Origin of the sequence: Paenibacillus sp. RUD330 (assembly GCF_002243345.2) — a bacterium.
Classification (GTDB): Bacteria; Bacillota; Bacilli; order Paenibacillales; family Paenibacillaceae; genus Paenibacillus_O.
This window is the reverse complement of record NZ_CP022655.2, coordinates 5,498,011-5,513,979: the sequence shown is the minus strand read 5'-3', so window position 1 is coordinate 5,513,979 and position 15,969 is coordinate 5,498,011. Positions and strand designations below refer to the sequence as shown.

Annotated in this window: 11 protein-coding genes and 1 pseudogene; 7 read left to right on the top strand and 5 right to left on the bottom strand. The window is 53.2% G+C overall.

The features are described 5' to 3' along the window. Window positions 1–194: 194 nt before the first annotated feature. The 3 genes from CIC07_RS24875 to CIC07_RS24865 are packed head-to-tail and all read left to right on the top strand — an operon-like array spanning window position 195 to window position 3,834. Entirely contained in the window at window positions 195–944 is a 750-nt protein-coding gene (locus CIC07_RS24875) for a polyphosphate polymerase domain-containing protein (protein WP_076357211.1), read from the top strand. Then, a complete protein-coding gene (locus CIC07_RS24870; RefSeq protein WP_076357213.1) occupies window positions 941–1,621 on the top strand; it encodes a DUF4956 domain-containing protein in 681 nt (226 codons plus the stop codon). Before CIC07_RS24875 ends, CIC07_RS24870 begins: the two co-directional genes overlap by 4 nt. Before the next feature lie 20 nt (window positions 1,622–1,641). Continuing rightward, complete coding sequence (locus CIC07_RS24865; protein ID WP_076357215.1) at window positions 1,642–3,834, top strand: carbohydrate-binding domain-containing protein; 2,193 nt, start codon at window positions 1,642–1,644, stop codon at window positions 3,832–3,834. 390 nt (window positions 3,835–4,224) lie between these two features. Here the strand turns inward: CIC07_RS24865 and CIC07_RS24860 are convergent, their stop codons facing one another. Next, window positions 4,225–5,115, bottom strand: coding sequence for a diacylglycerol/lipid kinase family protein (locus CIC07_RS24860; protein ID WP_076357217.1), 891 nt, complete (start codon window positions 5,113–5,115; stop codon window positions 4,225–4,227). A 377-nt stretch (window positions 5,116–5,492) separates the two neighbouring features. On the opposite strand from CIC07_RS24860, the gene CIC07_RS24855 reads away from it, so the two are divergent. Together CIC07_RS24855 and CIC07_RS24850 are read left to right on the top strand one after the other, a co-directional pair. Then, complete coding sequence (locus CIC07_RS24855; RefSeq protein WP_076357219.1) at window positions 5,493–6,452, top strand: class 1 isoprenoid biosynthesis enzyme; 960 nt, start codon at window positions 5,493–5,495, stop codon at window positions 6,450–6,452. 72 nt (window positions 6,453–6,524) lie between these two features. Then, the gene (locus CIC07_RS24850) at window positions 6,525–6,761 is read left to right on the top strand and encodes an NHLP leader peptide family RiPP precursor (RefSeq protein ID WP_076357221.1); all 237 of its coding nucleotides are present in this window, start codon (window positions 6,525–6,527) and stop codon (window positions 6,759–6,761) included. Here CIC07_RS24850 and CIC07_RS24845 read toward each other — a convergent pair. Continuing rightward, window positions 6,750–8,675: an ATP-binding protein gene (locus CIC07_RS24845; protein ID WP_076357223.1), complete on the bottom strand. Its 1,926-nt coding sequence runs from the start codon at window positions 8,673–8,675 to the stop codon at window positions 6,750–6,752. The genes CIC07_RS24850 and CIC07_RS24845 overlap by 12 nt on opposite strands. A 284-nt stretch (window positions 8,676–8,959) precedes the next feature. On the opposite strand from CIC07_RS24845, the gene rlmH reads away from it, so the two are divergent. Then, the gene (rlmH, locus tag CIC07_RS24840) at window positions 8,960–9,439 is read left to right on the top strand and encodes a 23S rRNA (pseudouridine(1915)-N(3))-methyltransferase RlmH (RefSeq protein WP_076357224.1); all 480 of its coding nucleotides are present in this window, start codon (window positions 8,960–8,962) and stop codon (window positions 9,437–9,439) included. A 179-nt stretch (window positions 9,440–9,618) separates the two neighbouring features. Further along, window positions 9,619–11,223, top strand: coding sequence for a toxin-antitoxin system YwqK family antitoxin (locus CIC07_RS24835; RefSeq protein WP_076357225.1), 1,605 nt, complete (start codon window positions 9,619–9,621; stop codon window positions 11,221–11,223). A 189-nt stretch (window positions 11,224–11,412) separates the two neighbouring features. On the opposite strand, the pseudogene CIC07_RS24830 reads toward CIC07_RS24835, so the two are convergent. The 3 genes and pseudogenes from CIC07_RS24830 to CIC07_RS24820 form a co-directional block, all read right to left on the bottom strand. Then, a pseudogene (locus CIC07_RS24830) lies at window positions 11,413–12,632 on the bottom strand (IS110 family RNA-guided transposase). Window positions 12,633–13,097: 465 nt separating this feature from the next. Further along, window positions 13,098–14,753, bottom strand: a complete 1,656-nt coding sequence (locus CIC07_RS24825) for a recombinase family protein (protein WP_076357227.1) — start codon at window positions 14,751–14,753, stop codon at window positions 13,098–13,100. A 4-nt stretch (window positions 14,754–14,757) separates the two neighbouring features. Then, on the bottom strand, window positions 14,758–15,966 hold the full coding sequence (locus CIC07_RS24820; RefSeq protein ID WP_076357229.1) for a hypothetical protein: 1,209 nt from the start codon (window positions 15,964–15,966) through the stop codon (window positions 14,758–14,760). Window positions 15,967–15,969: the final 3 nt, after the last annotated feature.

Here is a 15,969-nt window from a genome sequence, read left to right as displayed (position 1 = left end):
AGGCCCAAGTCCCAAATATCGGAGCGCGCTGGATAAGCATGCCTGCGGAAGGGGAAGTCCCCCGAAAGTCGCCGCGGACATCCCGTTCTCCTCTTCGGCAATTGTTTAAGTTTCGTTAAAGGTTGACCCTCTAAGCTACAGACATGAAGGGGCGAGGCAATCGCCCGACATGACCTGGAAAGGGGCGCTGCCCAGTGGCGATCGAAGTGTTCAACCGGTACGAGAACAAGTATCTGATGGATACAAAAGCGTTCTACGGCATCTACAACCGCCTGATGGAATACATGGAGCTCGATGAATACAACCGCAATGACAAGTTCTACTCCATCAGCAATCTCTACTATGATACCGAGCATCATTCGCTCATCCGCACCAGCCTCTCGAAGCCGAAGTACAGGGAGAAGCTGCGCATCCGCGCTTACGGGGTGCCGGGGAGCGACGCCAAGGTCTACCTGGAGCTCAAGAAAAAGGTATTCGGCCTCGTCAACAAAAGAAGGTCGGCGATGAGGCTGGGCGAAGCCTACGAGTTCGTCCGGACAGGCTGCCAGCCGGTCTGGCGGCAAGGAATGAACCGGCAGGTGATGAATGAAATCGAGTATTTCCTGAGTCGGTACGAGCTGGAGCCGATGACGTATCTCGCTTACGACCGCATCGCGCTGTTCAGCAAGGAGAGCCGGGATCTGCGGATCACATTCGACACCAACATCCGCTCCAGAAGACATGACCTGCTGCTCGAGAAGGGCGATTACGGGGAGCAGCTGATGGAGCGGGGGCAGTGGCTGATGGAAGTGAAGGCCGAGAAGACGATCCCCGTCTGGCTCGCGCAGCTGCTGTCGGAGCTCGGCATGTACCGCACCAGCTTTTCCAAGTACGGCAACGAATACAAACAATCCATCCGCCATGCAAACGCAACGCAGATCGAAAGGGAGAGAATCGTTTTATGATCGAATCCATCTTTGCCTCAACCGCTACAGACACGACGCTGACGCTGCCTCATGCGCTGCTCACCGTCCTGATCGCGATCGCAGTCGGCGCCATCATCAGCCTGACTTACATGAAGACCCAGCCCGCGTATTCGCAGAGCTTCACGCTCACGATGATCGTGCTGCCTGTCATCGTCGCGATCATCATCCTGCTCATCGGCAGCAACATCGCCAGAGCGTTCAGCCTTGCGGGCGCCTTCTCGATCATCCGCTTCCGCAGCGCTCCGGGCGATGCCAAGGACATCTCGTACGTCCTGTTCTCGATGGCGGCAGGCCTCGCCTGCGGCGTCGGCGCTCTCGGCTACGCGGTGCTGTTCACGATCATCCTGTGCGGGCTCATGTTTGTCCTGAAATCCGTTAACTTCGGCTCCCACAAGGAAGCCATGAAAACCTTGAAGGTGACGATACCCGAAAATCTCGGTTATGAAGAAGCGTTCCACGAAGTGTTCCGCAAGTTCAACGTCGGCTATGAGCTGAAGAAAGTGCGTACGACGGAGCTGGGCAGCCTGTATGAACTCGTGTATGCGGTGAAAATGGGGCCGGAAACGAACCAGAAGGAATTTCTCGATGCCGTCCGCACCCGCAACGGCAACCTGGACATTACCCTCACGATGAGTCCTGTCGTGCAGGAATACTAAGCGAAAAGAGGTCGATGACCATGAAACATCCATACCAAACGAAGCTGGCTGCGCTGGTTCTCCTGTCGGCGCTTGTGGCTGCGGGCTGCAGCAATACAAATTCGACGGATTCGGCCGCCAATGCAAGCGGCGGCACGGCCGTGAACGCCTCGGCGAATACGGCGGATACGGCGGATGCGGCTGCGGCCGCAGCCAAGCTGGCAGGACTCAAGCTGGCGGATGTCGTCTCCTACGACGATGACGACATCTCCGCCGCATGGGACGCGGCGAGCTCGACCGCGATCAAGCTCAGCGGAGCAGGCGCCAGCGTCGACGGCGCCGGCGCCGCGGCCGATGGAGGGACCGTGACGGTCACCGCGGCGGGTACTTATGTGCTGAGCGGCAAGCTCGAGGGCGGCGTTGTCGTGGACGTCAAGGACGACGGCATCGTTCATCTGGTGCTGAACGGCGCCGAGATCGTCAACTCCAGCGGACCTGCCGTGTATGTGAAGGCGGCCGGCAAGACGGTGCTGACCCTTCAGGAGGGGACGGAAAATGCGGTTGCCGACGGCGAGAAGTACGCCGACAGCTATGCGACCGCCGACGACACGCCGACGGCGGCGATCTACAGCAAGGATGACCTGACGGTCAACGGGACGGGCAAGCTGAGCGTCACGGCGCTGAACAACGACGGCATCACGAGCAAGGACGATCTCAAGATCGTCAGCGGCACGATCGCCGTGGAGTCCAAGGACGACGGCCTCGTCGGCAAGGATGTGGCGGCGGTCAAGGACGGCAGCATCACGGTGAAAGCCGGCGGCGACGGGATCAAGTCGACGAACGACACGGATGCCGACAAGGGGCATGTGGCCCTAGCAGGAGGAACGTTCTCCATCATATCGGAGAACGACGGCATTCAGGCGGCTTCCTCGCTGATCATCGAAGGCGGCGCATTCGACATCGTCTCCGGCGGCGGCAGCGCCAATGCGGAGCCGCATCAGGAGGAAGGCCCGCCTCAGTTCGGCGGCCAGCAGGGTTCGGCCGGCGATACGGCGGCCCAGACGCCTAGCGGCACGGAGTCGGGAACGACGGAGGCGGCCGGCACGGAATCGGCCAGCGCCAAGGGGCTGAAGGCGTCGGCCGGCATCGCGGTGACGGGCGGAACGTTCAAGCTCGATTCCGCCGATGACGGCGTGCACAGCAACGGCGCCGTCGCCATCGCCGGGGGAGATTTCAGCATCGCGACGGGCGACGACGGCATCCATGCCGACGCTTCGCTGGCGATCAGCGGCGGGAAGATCAACATCACCGGCAGTTATGAAGGGCTGGAGAGCGCCAGCATCGCCATCTCGGACGGAGAGATTCATGTCGTCGCCAGCGACGACGGCGTCAACGCCTCGGAGGGCTCCAGCGAGAGCGCGGATGCCGGCCAAGGCGGCGGAGGCATGGGAGCCCCGGGCGGCGCAGCGGGCAACGCCCTGCTGGCCATCAGCGGCGGATATATGACGGTCGACGCGGCTGGCGACGGACTCGACTCCAACGGCTCCGTCACCATGTCCGGCGGCACGGTCATCGTGAACGGACCGACGATGGACGGCAACGGCGCTCTCGACTATGACGGCACGTTCGAGCAATCCGGAGGCTTGCTGATCGCCGCGGGCAGCTCCGGCATGGCGCAGGCGCCATCCGAGACCTCCTCCCAGCGCGCAGTCTTGATGACCTTCCCGGCTCAAATCCAGGCCGGCACGATGGTGACGCTGGCGGACAGCGCGGGCAAGGCCGTCGTGGCCTTCGCCCCGGCAAAGGCGTTCCAGAGCATCGTCATCTCGGCGCCGGAGCTGAAGGCGGGAGAAAGCTACACGATCAGCACCGGCGGCAGCACCGATGCCATTCAGAAGGATGGCCTATATGAAAGCGGAGCCTACAGCGGAGGCACCAAGCTCGTGAGCTTCACCCTCGGCGACAAGGTCACCTATGTCAACGAGTCCGGCGTCACGACGGCGCCGAGCGGGTTTGGCGGCGGAGGAGGAGGCCGCGGTCCTGGAGGCGGCGGCGGCAAAGGCTTCGGCGGCGGAGGCCGCGGACAGGCGCCCGGCCAGGGCCAAGACAGCCAGCCGCCTGTCCAGGGCGACGGTACGGGCAGCGTCGCTCCGGGAGACAGCTCAGCGCCGAGCCAGGACGGCCAAAGCGGTTCCGACCCCTCGTTGAACTCGGGAGACAGCGCGTCCAGCTAAGAAATAAAAGTGTGTGAATTCGGTTATGCAACGCGGAGATTCCCGAACGATGTCAGCTCAACTGGAATCGCGTATCAGCTGGAAGTGGAATGAGCAGGCAGTGATGTGGAAATGATTCACGTCATCAAGCCAACCCGATTGCGGGTTGGCTTTTTCCTTGGGATGAGAGGGAAGCAAGAGAGGCGGGGACGCCTGGAATGGAGTCAGGTTCGCCGTCTGTCCGTATGGAAGGAAGAGGATGGATACAAAGATAATTCTAAGTAATACCAAGTAATTCTTGATAATTTGCCCTTCTCATGCGGAGAAAAGCCTTAATTGGCCGGGGCCGGCTCAAGCATGGGCATGAAATCGGCTCATAGGACCCGCTTGCTTGGGATGATGCAAGGAGAACTATCCTTCCTCGGGAACGATGACCTGCAAATATCCCGGCAGAATGCTCATCTCGATCGGCAGAGCCGGTCCCTCGTCGCCGTCGACATTCGTCCGGAGCGGCTTCGGCGAGGTGATCCGGATGTTCTTGGCGGTGAAATAGACGACATCCTTCTTGTCCTTCAGGCTGCCGAACCAGAGGGACAGGCCGGCCGCAATGGTATCGAAGACGTTCATGTCCCGGATAATGAAGCCGTGGATCAATCCGTCGTCTACGGATGCATTCGGCGAAAGCTTCTCGAAGCCGCCGACCGAGTTGGTGAGAGCGGCGAGAACCAACGGAGAATCGCCTTCCCAACGCTCTCCGTCATGCTCGACGGCGATGGGATGGGCAGGGGCGCCGAGCAGCTCCTTGATGCCTTCCTTCAAATAGGCGAGAGCGCCGAGCCTGGACTTTTCTTCCGAGCTCACCGAGGCGACGGATTCCGCCAGCGAGCCCGCTGCGACGACATTCGAGAAGAGGCGGCCGTTCAGCAGTCCCAGATCGACGGTTTTCACCCGGGAGGACGACAGCGCCCGAATGGCTTCCTCGGGATCGAGCGGAATCCGCAGCGCGCGCGCAAAATCGTTGACCGTGCCGAGAGGGACGATGCCGAGCTTCGGCCGGTGATCCTGATCCATGATGCCGTTGATCGTTTCGTTCAATGTGCCGTCTCCGCCTACCGAAACGACCAGGCCGCAGCCTTCCCGGCACGCCGCCTGGCAGAAGCGGGTCGCATCGAGGGCTTGCGCGGTTTCCTTTCTGTCCACCTCGTAGCCTTTAAGGCGCAGCACCTCTTCGATCCGGTTGCTGTAGTCGAGCGCCTTCTCTTTGCCGGAGGAAGGGTTGAGGATGATCATGGCTTTGTTCATGCCCGTATTTCCTCTCTGAAATGGAATGGTATCACAGGAGATTACCACGGATGAGGAAAATCGAAGCCATAATCGGCTGGAGGAGCACAGGGCGGATTATCGGTGCAGAAGAAGGATGGGATGGCCATGGTCAGACCATCTGGGGAGCAAGGAAGCCGGGTCGGGAGACTGCTTTCGGCCCGGCCCAAGGCTGAAGCACGATCGGCAGACAAGTGCGTGCTTCGCATCACGGTCCCTCTTTCCAAATCGGAGGAAATGTGGGATGCTCCTTGTGAGCTTGGGCCGCGTTAAGCGGTGTTCTCCGGCGGGAGAAGATGCCGCAGGCAGCACGCGCTGGAACGGGACTTGCCTACAGGCAGCGAAAGGGGAGCCATTGCATGTCAACCGAGTGGAGTCTGGAAAGGGCAAGAAGCGAGGCTGCCGGGATCATTGCCGAAGCCAGGACAGGGACGGACGGCTGTCCGGAGCCTTTGCGCGGCATCCTGCGCGAGCTCATCGAGCGGGCCGATCCTTCGCGGACGGCTGGAGGTTCCAACTATATCACGTACATGCTGCCGGTATGGGCAGGAGAGCAGGCCGGCGCGCCGGCCTCCTTATGCCGTGATCTCGCCGTCGGCAGCGTCTATATGATGCTGCATTATTTCCTGCTGGACGACGTCATGGACGGCGAGGAAATGCAGCTGGACCCGAAATCAGCCTTGGCAGCGTCCCAATTGCTGCATTCCTTGTTCCTGGAACGGTACAGCCGGCATTCGGCCATGCCGCCCCAGCTTTGGCGCGGCTATCTCAGGTATACGGAAGCATGGGGGCTGGCGGCAGCGATGGAGAAAATCCAGCGCGCCGATCCCCTGGACGTACCCGGTCTGGCGCGCAAGTCGGCGCCGGTCAAGATCGGCGCTTCGGCTGTCTGGCTGGACGCCGGCCAGAAGGAGCGCATCCTGCCGGCAGAGCAGGCGGTCGAGCTGGCGCTCGCCACGCTGCAGCTGGCGGATGACTGGGCAGACTGGCGAGAGGATCTGGCTTCCGGCGAGGAGCGCAGCAATGCATTTCTGACGCTGGTCAGACAGGAGCTTGGGCTGACGGAAGAGCAGCCTCTCGAGGCTAGGATGGTCCGCCGGGCGGTCTATCAGGACGACGCGCTTGAGCGGCTTGCGGCCATCGCGAGGAGCCATCGCCGGAGCTTGTCCGAGCTTCCGGAAGCGGCACCGGGCCTTGTCTGGTTTCAGCAAGAGGCGCTCTCGGGCCTTGAAGCCGATGCACGCTCGGCCCGGCAAACGGCCATGAAGCTGGCGGTCGATGGAGGCTTCTCTCATTATTTGTCGAAACAGACAAATTAATAGGTACTTTCGTCGCGATATGTGGTAGATTATAGGAAGATTTACCCATAACCTTCGAGGAGCCGTGATCTCATGTCATCCCAATCGTTGAAAGTGCAGATCATTCAAAAAGCATGGAAAGACGAATCGTTCAAAAAGCAGTTGCTTGCCGATCCTAAAGCCGCCATCAAGGAAGCATTCGGCGTCGAGCTGCCGGATGACATCCAGCTCACGGCCGTGGCAGAAGCGGACAAGCATTTCTACCTCGTGGTGCCGCCGAATCCGGAGGATTCCGTAGACGCGGCCGGCAATGTCGAGCTAGTCTGGTAATTTAGAAGCGGCTGTCGGCTCCGAAGCCGGCTGCCGCACAAGGGGGAACCGAATCGTCACTTCGGTTCCCCTTCCTTTTTGGCTCTTGAAGGCGATGCTGCCATTCATGACCTCAATGATCCGCATCGTGACCATCGTCCCGAGTCCGGTTCCCTTCGACTTGGTCGAGAAGTAAGGAACCCCGAGCTTAGCCAGCTGCTCCTCGTCCATGCCCTCTCCGTTGTCCTTGATCCGCAGCACGGCCTCTCCGCCTTCCGCGCAAGCGGTCAGCTCGATCAATCCGTCCTCTCCCAGCGCCTCCACGCTGTTCTTGATCAGATTGATCAGTGCCTGCTTCAGCTTGGAGGCGTTGCCCATGATCGCGAGCCCTTCCTCGGAGTAGATCGTCAGATTTCCCCCGTTCATGGACGTATGGGGTCTCATAATCAGATCCAGCTGCTCCAGCAGCTCGGATATTTCGAGCCGGGATACGACCTCGAGCTCAGGCTTGGCAAAGGTGAGGAAGTCGGTGATGATTTCGGCCGCGCGGTCCAGCTCGCTGACGGCGATCGTAATGTAGCTTTGGCTTTTGGCGTCTTCCTTCTTGGCGAGCAGCTGAAGGAAGCCTCTCGTGACCTGCAGCGGATTGCGCACTTCGTGCGCGACGGATGCAGCCAGGTCGCTGATGATTTTCATCTTCTCCGTCCGCTCCAGCCGCAGGTTGAACAGCTCGAGCTGCTGGGAGTAGGACAGCAGCGTCTTGTAGTCGGACGATACGCGGCGGGAGAGGATGACGACAAGCGAAAAGATGAAGGCCACGACGCCGAGCTTCCAGAGAAAAAGTACATAGCTTTTGCCGCTGGCGTAATACAAGATCAAATCGGTGGCGCTGGAGCCGGCAAAAGCCAGCAGACCGGCCGACAGCACCCGCGCCTGGCGGTCGCCGCGCCGCCCGTGGGCGATGGACAGGAAGGAGATCCAGAGCAGCTGCACCAGCATCAGCAGGCCGATAGCGATGACCGAGACGATCGAGTAGAAGCTGTAGAGCTTGCCGTCCGACAGCTTGTAGGCGATGTAGGCGGCGATGCCGAAAGCCGAATAGTAGGCCTGCCACCGGCTGAAGCGGAGGAACCGGGGAGATTTCCGCTCCAGCGCCTCGTTGACGAAGTAGCCCAGCGCAGGGAACATCGTATACAGAGACAGCTCGAACAACGCCAGGAAGAAGGGCCCTGCCGAAGGATAGTACAGGTACAGCAGCGGAGAATAGGCTGCGACCAGAATGCCTGCCGTAAGCGCGATGACGCAGAGCGAAATCCATAAGCTGCGCTGACGCTTGCTCAGGAAGCTGGAGCAGATGAACATCAGAAGCGCCAGAAAAACGATCGAGACGCCGAGCAGCAGGCTCGGCAGCTCTTTACGGATGTAGTCCTTCTCCAGGTCGTCGAATTCCCCGATCCGGACCGACGAGAGGAAGCCGGCTCTCCCTGCGGTCGTCACGATGCGTACATCCAGCTCGGTTCCTCTGTCCGACACGTCAAGCGGCAGCAGCAGCCGGGTCTGATCGAATTCAAAGCTGCGCCGGGATTCATACAGCAGCTCGCCGCGTTGGTAGACCTGCATCTCAAGCCCATACATACGCCCTACAAGCAGGCCGGGCCGACGCCAGGCATCTGTCGCCGGCACTTGCAGCCGAATCCAGACGCCCTTGGCGCCATCGGGCAGCTCGACATGCGTATTGTTCGTGCCGGCTTCCTCCCAGGAGCTGTCGGCGGGAGGGGAGGCTGCGGTCCCCTTGTTCGTTCCGATCGGCATGACCTGCCAGCGGTCCAGGGGGGCTTGCGGCGTGGAAGCCCAGCTCATCGCAGGCCATGACAGCAGAATGACTGCTGCGACAGCAAGAGTAGCCAAGGTGTAAAGGAAACGAAGCGGTTTCATAGATTCCTCCGTCGAACGCGATCTCCCTCGAATTATACCGCGTCATCCCTCGACTTGTACGCAAATTCCGACAAAATCCGAGTAATTTTCGTGTTGCAAAGAGGGCTTGGCGGAATGGGTGCGAAAGAGAAGCATCTCAGCGGGATAGAGGGAGGTTTCGTTCCTTCTTTGTGCCGGTGTAGACTAGGGTTCGGAGCCGCATTGCGGTATGATAGCGGCAGAAGGAAGTTCCCGGTGAGGACAGTCGCGCTTGGTCATTCGTGCGTGGATATAGAGGAGGAATTATGCTCGTACAGATCGTTGGGGTCGGCAAGCTGAAGGAGAAGTACCTGGTGCAGGGCATCGCGGAGTATGCGAAGCGTCTGGCGCCTTATTTGAAGTTCCAAGTCATCGAGGTTGCGGACGAAAAGGCTCCCGACACGCTCAGCGACGCGGAGGTCGCGATCGTGAAGGCCAAGGAGGGCGAGCGCATCCTGGCCCAACTCAAGCCGGACGCGCATGTCATCTCTCTGGCCATTGACGGAGCGCTCTGGAGCTCCGAGGATCTTGCCCGTGAGCTGGACCGGCTGGGCACCTACGGGACCAGCCATGTGGTGTTCGTCATCGGCGGCAGCCACGGGCTGTCCGACGAGGTGCTGCGGCGTTCCCAGCAGCGCATGAGCTTCGGCCGGATGACGCTGCCCCATCAGCTCATGAGGCTGGTGCTGACGGAGCAGGTGTACCGGGCGGTGAAGATTAACCGGGGTGAACCGTATCACAAGTAGGGCGAAATTTTTGGTGTTAATCCCTTACTGGGAGAGGAATTAGAGTGGTTTTCAATTAACTGGCAGTTTATAATAATGATCAATGTGAAAAAGGAAATGATCACTAAATTTCGAAAAGAGCTATGACAATTGAACATCTTCATTGTCAGGACTTAGTAATCATGTGAAGGAGAAATAAAATGAAATCAAATCGACGGTTATGGACCGCTTTGGTTTTAGGAATAGCTGTGCCAGGTATAGTTTCAATAGTTATCGCCTATTTAATTTTTGGTGACTTAACTGAGGCTGGTAAAGCGATGTACAACTTTCGCGGTCAACCCAACAGAACAAAAGACGCTGTAACTTCATTATTTTTGGTAATCTCCTCTTTGCTCGGCATCTATTCATTAATTAGTACGATTGTTTTTAGCTATTTAATTTGGAAGGTAAGTGTTAGTACTTTACAGGTCACAGAAAGGTCGGAGAAGTTAGAAATTCAAAGAGATCAAACAATTATTCAAGAGAATGCATTAATTGTATACTACGATGTTCAACGACAAATTACTAATCTAGTTGATTTGTATGAAAGTTTGGTTATAAGTAAAAAGGAACCGAGTCCATCTCGATTATACCTAAGTACTGATTGGATGAAGAACGTTGCTTCCCTCAGGAATGATCTCTCGGAGCAGGAAATGAATTATCTTTTTCGGTTTTATGAGGAGTTTCTGACCTTACAATCTATTCTTGAAATACATAAAGATCCAGTCGAAATAACAAAGCATGTGAAAAAGCTCTCTGAGAAGTATCTTGTAGAGGGAGTACCGTTACCACTAATAATTCAATATTCAAATTGGTTAAGTACAGAGAGTAAGATGTCATTGAAACTCCTTCTTATTAACCGTAAGATTCACAAAGCTACTTTTCCCTCGAATAAAATTAAACTGGATTGGATTGAAGTTGACGGTGAAAAGGACGTAATGAATATAGAAGTGGATAAGTATCCCTATTTTAGAGGGGGGAGCACTTCAACGCTATTCGATGCTCATGGTAATAATATTCTTGTTGGTTCTTTTACATATGACGGAGCTGAATTTCTTGGAGGTAAAAGAATTCACGGATCTCCGTCAAGTATTGCATACAATATTGTAATTCAAAAAGCAGAGTCGGACGAAGGCTCTCCAGTAGTAACCAATGAAATAGTCCATGTTTTTAAAGCAGAAAAAGATATCTATAACGCTGAAATAAAGAACAATGAACCTGTTAATGGTTTGGTTATTAAATATAATGACGAAGGCGTGAAGATCTACGAGGGTTATCTGATTGATGGTAAAAGAGAAGGTGAAGGTACATCATATCGAAACGGGAAAAAGTATTTTTCAGGTATTTGGGAGAACGACCGCCCGAAGAATGGTGAGTTAAGAGAAAACGGGAAGCTGCTTTTTAAAGGGGAGATAAAAAACGGTAATAAACCATGGGAAGGGGAGGCATTCGAACTTACAAAAGATTCTTTTTATGAATTTACTGGAATTCTGAAAAATGGTCTTCCTTTTCGTGGATCAGGTTATAATTTTAGACAGAATCAGTATGGGTTAAGCTATGACGAGGAACTTGAGCATGAATACATGGATCCCGAGGATGAGCAGGAGATGCATAGACAAATGTTTGAAGAAGAGCACGCTCGACAAAACGAGGAGGCTCGTAATGCACATATGTGGGAGGAGTATATTAAGGCAGATTGGGATAATGGTGAGGCAACAGAGAAAGAGCCAATAGAATCTAATATTAGAGTATTATATTATAAATAATATTGTAATTATCAGCTCATTTAAAAAACTTTAATTGTCATGACGAGGCCGCCGAATTATTCAACTACTATGAAAATTCATAGCGCCGAAGTATGGAAAAAGGGAGCACTAAAGAAGACGCAGCTCGTTCGTTTTTTAAAAGGGGAGCGCGCGTGAGTTTGCTATTTATTGGAGTTTATTTGGATTGGATTAGGAGGCCTCAGATTCTGTGATGGTAACGGAGTACCCTAATCCTTCAAGTCTGCGCAGCGCATGTCGAACAATTGATTGTTGTCTTTGTTGATCAAAATAGTCTTCGCCCAGATCAACATACATTTGCGAGTTAGAAGGTAATACGAGATCCGTAACATGGCATGAGCGACTACAATTCCTGCCCGCTTTCTTCCTTTTCGTGCTGCTGTACGCCTATACAGTGCACCAAGATAGTTCTTGGAACCTTTTACGGAATGAGCGGCTTCCGTTAATCCTGACCTCAAATATTTGTTGCCCTTTTTGGTTTTAGATGATCTCCTTTTGCCCGCACTTTCGTTATGCCCTGGAACAAGTCCCGCCCATGAACACATATGGGCTGCGCTTGGAAATTGATTTTTAATATCCGTACCGATTTCTGTTAGGATTTGTTCAGCCATCCGTGTTGATATGCCAGGAATGGAATCCAGTCGCTCGATATCTTCTTGATAAGAACTTACTCGCTGGGTGACTTCTTGATCCAGCCTATCAATTTGTTCCGATAAAAAATCGATGTGGGTTAGAATGGTCTTTAACATGAGTCGTTGATGGGAGCTTGTGTAACCTTGAAGGGCCAGTTCGAGTTCATCTTTCTTCCGTTTTAGTGAACATTGGGCCATGTTGGCCAGTTCTTCAGGATCGTCTACGCCATCGGCAATGGCACGAAGCATGTTTTTGGATGAAACACCCATAATATCCGAAACCACAGAGCCCAGTTTGATATTAGCTCCTTCCAGAACTTTTTGGATCCGATTATGCTGCCTAGCACGTTCTTCGATGATGCTCCGACGATAACGAACAAGCTCTCTGAGTTCCCGTTGATTACGGTCTGGAATGAAACTGGCTTTAATGAGTCCGTGGCGAAGGAGTTGGCAAATCCATTCCGCATCTTTAACATCGGTTTTACGTCCAGGCACCGCTTTCATATGCTGGGCATTTACGACTAGAAACTCAATGTCCTCGGCTTCGAGTAAATTAACAATAGGCTTCCAATATACGCTTGTGCTCTCCATGGCCACATGTGTACATCCGTGCTGCTTAATCCAGTCCACTAGCTTAATTAAAAAGACGGTTTTAGTCGAAAACGTCTGAATCTCCTTTCCTTCAGGTGTCATGACACATGCAGTAATGTTATCCTTATGGACATCCATACCACATGCCCGATCAATAATTACATCCATGTCAAGCATTCCTCTCTACGGCCGTTATTGAATGGGGCTGGTGCAACAATCAGAATAGGATTAATCTACTATGAGTGCTTCCCAAAGGGAGCAACATTCAGTGGTGCACCGTGATCGCTGGAGTCAGACTAACGGATGGGCTCTAATCGCACCATAGTTTATCGACCTTCCCCTCCCAGCCTTAGAAACAGTATATCTAAATTTTCATTCCCTGTGGTGCAGCGCTGATTTTGCGCTGCATGGATGGCTAACGGGTACGTTAGTTCAACAAAGGTAGCTGAAGGATTGATGAAATTTCTACATCCTATGTCTGAAGCTACAGTAGCTCTTATTCACTTTATGGTAAAATACTGGACATACCGATGCGTGCTCTGAATCATCGATTCAGGGGTACTCTGGCAACGAATTATTTATACCTAAGCCATTAAGGCTCAGATCGATGTTTTTGATTATAATGTACTACCATCAAAGAACTATATTCAATGTTTGCTTGAGTGAAGGGGCTTTCCTATGAATAGGAAAAGCCCCTTCTGCCATTGATTGAGCAGAAGGGGCTAGGCTTAAAAAATGCTTTTGGGTCTCCTCGTTGAAAATGAGCTCAACATCTTGGACCTGACGTTTGTCATCTAGGGAAATCTTCTTAACAACTAGGTGTAGCAGGGTCTTTCGTTGAGGAAAGGGTGCCTGCTGAAGCAAATGGTCAAACCTTTCGATTAAGGAACGTACAAGCTCGTAGGATATGGGCTCTGTCTGATCGTTTCGTAGCTCCAACTCCAGTTTATTCTTACGGACCAGCTCAGTGTCAAGGTCGCTATTGAGATCATTCAAACGGCCGGCAAAAAGGTCTCGGTCGATCCGGTCGATCTCATACAATCCAAGGTATCTTTGCTTTTTCTCTTCAAGTTTACTGATTCGCGCTTTTACTCCTGTAAGCTCGTCTTGAAGTGGCTTGATGCGGTTAGATTTACGCTCATTAATACTTCGTACAATCGCTTTTAGTAAGGGCGGCTTAGTAAGTACACCTTGAATTCTTTGCGTAACAGCTTTCTCGGCTTCTACCTTTCGAATGCTGTTGGCATGGCATACGGAACTGCCTTGGCTTTTGAAACGTCCACACGAATAGTACATACGAGTAACCTTGGTACCGTCTTTCATCTGGTTGACTGTACGGCTTGCGGTCATTGCTGCGCCACATTCGGGACAACGGATGAGTCCAGTCAGCAGGTACTCTCCTTCAAATCGCTTTTTCGGCATTTTACTTTTCTTTTTTCTGAGCAGTTCTACCTTCTCCCACAGGTCATCTGCTATGATTGCCGGATGATGGCCTTGTACTAGAATGGGGTTCTCGGTCTTACCCTTACGGCGCTTCTCAGCCCAGTTCTCATACTGATTATAGCGGATCTTGCCTACAAACATCGGATTGTCTAAAATATCGCGAACGGCACAGGAGGAAAAGGTGTTGTTCCTTTTTGTTGTGTAGCCTTGCTGATTTAAGGAATTGGCTATTGCCCTTAGACCATGGCCACCAGCGTACATCTCGAATATTTTGCGGACAAGGATAGCCTCCTCTTCTACAATGACGATCTGTGAGTTTTTCCCCCGTCCAGTTCCAGGTATTTCGACGATCCGGTAGCCAAGTGGAACCTTACCGTTATGCCTGCCTGTTTTAGCACGCTGCTTATGGCCCATTTTTACGTTATCCACAATTGTGTTTCGTTCCAGTTCACCGACTGCCCCCATCATCTGGAGAGCAAAGCGCCCCATGGAGGTTGCGGTCTCAAAATTTTCAGAGAATGATCGAAACGCAATATTATGCTTGTCTAAAATGTCGACAATTTGAAGCAGGTCGATGTTCTTACGGGCCATACGGTTGATTTTCCAGACAAGCACCTCGTCAAACCGACCTTCTTTTGCATCCAATAAGAGACGTTGCAACTCGTAGCGGCCTTTCATACTTTTACCGCTGACACCTCTGTCTACGTATTCATCGACAATTTGCTTGTTATACAGTTGACAATAGTTTTTTAAATTATCAAGCTGAGCATCAATTGAATATCCATACTCCGCTTGTTCCTCGGTGCTGACCCGAGCGTAAATGGCTACACGTAGCGGTTGTTCCATGTCGTTAAGAGCCTCCTTTTTTAATTGGTGGAATTGGCAAGCTAAGCAGAGCTGGCTTTCCGTAGATCACCGATTTGGTAACATCCCGATCATGTGGGATGGAGATTTTGTCGACTAGGCTTTGAAACAATACTTTCTTTTGTCCTTGGGAAGCACTTTGTATCATGGCCTGAAAGTTACCCAGTGCATTCCGTACACTAGCAGATGGAATAACTCGTTCAGGGTGATTCGCAATGAAAAGGGTTAGCTTGGTTGAGTTATTTGCCTGTTCAGTAAAAGCTAGACGTAATGAATCGTCATCAAAAAGGAAGTAATCTCTGCCTTTCTGCTTGCCAAGCATGGCAATGAAGGCGTAATTGTAGCTGCTTGGATTGCAGATACCGGCACTACCTAAAGGAATTAAACTCATGATATCTTGAATGGTCAACTGATCAGAAGTTTCAGGCTGACTGTCCAGTGCCAGCAGTAGGCAAGCGAACAGACGGTCTGCATTTGCTCTTTCGGTAATTAGGTTCAGATTGAATCGTTGGCTGCTCGCCGTTTCCCAGTCCAACACTGTTATGGTTGGTTCGGGTTGATTCGGTGAACTTTCGGCCACTTTGCTGAGAACATCGCGGTATCCGTAGGCAAACAAAAAGCGACCTAGCTTTAAGGAAGCATGATCGCCAAGGATGGATTGTGTCTTGGGCAGGAGCTGACGGTAAAAGTCAGTGTAATGCTCCACAGATGTAGCAACATCTTCAGGCTCTACGCATTCATCTGGTAGTTCAGCTTCTGTGAGCAGGTCGTTCATGCCTTTAACGCTGCGTGAATCGGTAAGTTCGATTTGCTCGGAACAAAGAAGATGAGTAAGAAAGGCGACCGTGTTGAAGGCGTATTCACCTTTTCCAAGCAAGCCTGTCCAGTAGGAGATGACAAATGGAGATTCAGGTTTATACTGCTCCACAAAGTTCTTCCAATGGCTAATGACCATCAGATGCAGCTTTTTATAGGGGGAGGGGATGCTCTGCTGCCATTTGCCACAAGACCATGAAAGGGCAGCACGTAGTGTATCAGCTTCAATGGTTGCAGGATCAGTGAACTGTTGCCTCCAGACCTCTAACGGCTCAACGGGATATTTGGCAAAAGGAAAACGGCTAAGGTGCTGCTCATGATGTGTTTTCACAAGTACAGCAAGTGACTTTTTCTTGGCGTCAGTGAGTTGCGGGGACATTTG